This window comes from Mesorhizobium sp. M0715 (assembly GCF_040320355.1).
Classification (GTDB): Bacteria; Pseudomonadota; Alphaproteobacteria; order Rhizobiales; family Rhizobiaceae; genus Mesorhizobium.
In genome coordinates, this window is record NZ_JAMYPL010000065.1 from 1 (window position 1) to 3,030 (window position 3,030).

Sequence of the window (3,030 nt, forward strand, 5' to 3'; positions counted from 1 at the left end):
CGATTGAGAGACAAGCGGAACCTTCTGGAAAGTAGGGCCATAGTGGGTGACAGCCCCGTACGCGTAATGCAATCAATCGTCCTCGAGTAAGGCGGGACACGTGAAATCCTGTCTGAAATTGGGGGGACCACCCTCCAAGCCTAAGTACTCGTGCATGACCGATAGCGAACTAGTACCGTGAGGGAAAGGTGAAAAGCACCCCGACAAGGGGAGTGAAAGAGTACCTGAAACCGATTGCCTACAAACAGTGGAAGCCCAAGGTTCGTCCTGGGTGACCACGTACCTTTTGTATAATGGGTCAGCGACTTAGTGTGACGAGCAAGCTTAAACCGCTAGGTGTAGGCGCAGCGAAAGCGAGTCTGAATAGGGCGTTCAGTTCGTCGCATTAGACCCGAAACCGAGTGATCTAGCCATGAGCAGGTTGAAGGTAAGGTAACACTTACTGGAGGACCGAACCCATAACTGTTGCAATAGTTCGGGATGACTTGTGGCTAGGGGTGAAAGGCCAATCAAACTCGGAAATAGCTGGTTCTCCGCGAAATCTATTTAGGTAGAGCGTCGACCGAATACCCCAGGGGGTAGAGCACTGGATGGGCTAGGGGTCCTCACCGGATTACCAAACCTAACCAAACTCCGAATACCTGGGAGTACTAGTCGGCAGACACACGGCGGGTGCTAACGTCCGTCGTGAAAAGGGAAACAACCCTGACCTACAGCTAAGGTCCCCAAGTTATGGCTAAGTGGGAAAGGATGTGAGGATCCCAAAACAACCAGGATGTTGGCTTAGAAGCAGCCATCATTTAAAGAAAGCGTAACAGCTCACTGGTCTAAATAAGGGTCTTTGCGCCGAAAATGTAACGGGGCTAAAGCCATACACCGAAGCTTAGGGTTTGGTCCGCAAGGGCCAAGCGGTAGCGGAGCGTTCTGTAAGCTGATGAAGCCATACCCGTGAGGGGTGGTGGAGGTATCAGAAGTGCGAATGCTGACATGAGTAACGTAAGGGGAGTGAGAGACTCCCCCGCCGAAAGACCAAGGGTTCCTGCTTAAAGCTAATCTGAGCAGGGTTAGCCGGCCCCTAAGACGAGGCGGAAACGCGTAGTCGATGGGAACCACGTTAATATTCGTGGGCTTGGAGGTAGTGACGGATCATTGAGGTAGTCCAATCTTATCGGATTGAACGGGCTGCTGCGTGGTTCCAGGAAATAGCTCCTCCTTATAAACCGTACCCGAAACCGACACTGGTGGTCTGGTAGAGTATACCAAGGCGCTTGAGAGAACTATGCTGAAGGAACTCGGCAAATTGCACGCGTAACTTCGGAAGAAGCGTGACCCTTTTCTACGCAAGTAGAGGAGGGTGGCACAGACCAGGGGGTAGCGACTGTTTATCAAAAACACAGGGCTCTGCGAAGTCGCAAGACGACGTATAGGGTCTGACGCCTGCCCGGTGCTGGAAGGTTAAGAGGAGGGGTGCAAGCTCTGAATCGAAGCCCCAGTAAACGGCGGCCGTAACTATAACGGTCCTAAGGTAGCGAAATTCCTTGTCGGGTAAGTTCCGACCTGCACGAATGGCGTAACGACTTCCCCGCTGTCTCCAGCATAGACTCAGTGAAATTGAATTCCCCGTGAAGATGCGGGGTTCCTGCGGTTAGACGGAAAGACCCCGTGCACCTTTACTATAGCTTTACATTGGCATTCGTAGTGGCATGTGTAGGATAGGTGGTAGGCTTTGAAACCTGGGCGCCAGCTCAGGTGGAGCCACCCTTGAAATACCACCCTTATTACTATGGATGTCTAACCGCGGCCCGTTATCCGGGTCCGGGACAATGTATGGTGGGTAGTTTGACTGGGGCGGTCGCCTCCTAAAGAGTAACGGAGGCGCGCGATGGTGGGCTCAGAACGGTCGGAAATCGTTCGCTGAGTGCAATGGCATAAGCCTGCCTGACTGCGAGACTGACAAGTCGAGCAGAGACGAAAGTCGGTCATAGTGATCCGGTGGTCCCGCGTGGAAGGGCCATCGCTCAACGGATAAAAGGTACGCCGGGGATAACAGGCTGATGACCCCCAAGAGTCCATATCGACGGGGTTGTTTGGCACCTCGATGTCGACTCATCGCATCCTGGGGCTGGAGCAGGTCCCAAGGGTATGGCTGTTCGCCATTTAAAGCGGTACGTGAGTTGGGTTCAGAACGTCGTGAGACAGTTCGGTCCCTATCTGCCGTGGGTGTAGGAATATTGAAAGGATCTGTCCCTAGTACGAGAGGACCGGGATGGACGGATCTCTGGTGGACCTGTTGTGGCGCCAGCCGCATAGCAGGGTAGCTATATCCGGACGGGATAACCGCTGAAGGCATCTAAGCGGGAAACCCACCTTAAAACGAGTATTCCCTGAGAACCGTGGAAGACGACCACGTTGATAGGCCGGGTGTGGAAGAGCGGCAACGCTTGAAGCTTACCGGTACTAATAGTTCGATCGGCTTGATCGTTCTCATTCCTTATGCTCATCTGACAAAGTCAGATGTTCTCACTCACGCTTGTTCCGCCCTGCGGGCGGCGCTACGTGGGTGCGGCGCATCAGCGCCGACGGTCGGTCGACCTTGCGAAGCTTCGCTTCGAAAGGCGCCAGGACCAAAAGAACTGTAAAGGCACAAAAAAGACCAGCGAACAGCTCAGAGAAAGCAGCAAATAGGGTCCCTATTCGCTACTCACTATTGGCTATTCGCTCAAAAAAGCTTCTCGAACAACGTGCGTTTTGCCGACCTGGTGGTTATGGCGGAGCGGCTGCACCCGATCCCATTCCGAACTCGGCCGTGAAACGCTCCAGCGCTGATGGTACTTCGTCTCAAGACGCGGGAGAGTAGGTCGCTGCCAGGTCTGCCAAACGCACGTTGAACTCACATCCAATCGGATGTGAGAGAAATCTTCTCTTTATGAAATGGCCCGCCAAGGGATCACGGGCCGCGTAAGCGGCCCTTTCATTTGGTCAGCCATATACCTATCTGTAGGCCTCGGCTTACACAAAAAAAGCAAGCAA

2 rRNA genes are annotated in these 3,030 nt (G+C 53.5%); both read left to right on the forward strand.

Annotated elements, in window-relative coordinates:
• Positions 1-2,482: ribosomal RNA gene (locus tag NKI21_RS32275) — 23S ribosomal RNA — on the forward strand; the annotation flags it as partial.
• A 273-nt stretch (positions 2,483-2,755) separates the two neighbouring features.
• Positions 2,756-2,870 (forward strand): 5S ribosomal RNA (gene rrf / locus NKI21_RS32280).
• Positions 2,871-3,030: the final 160 nt, after the last annotated feature.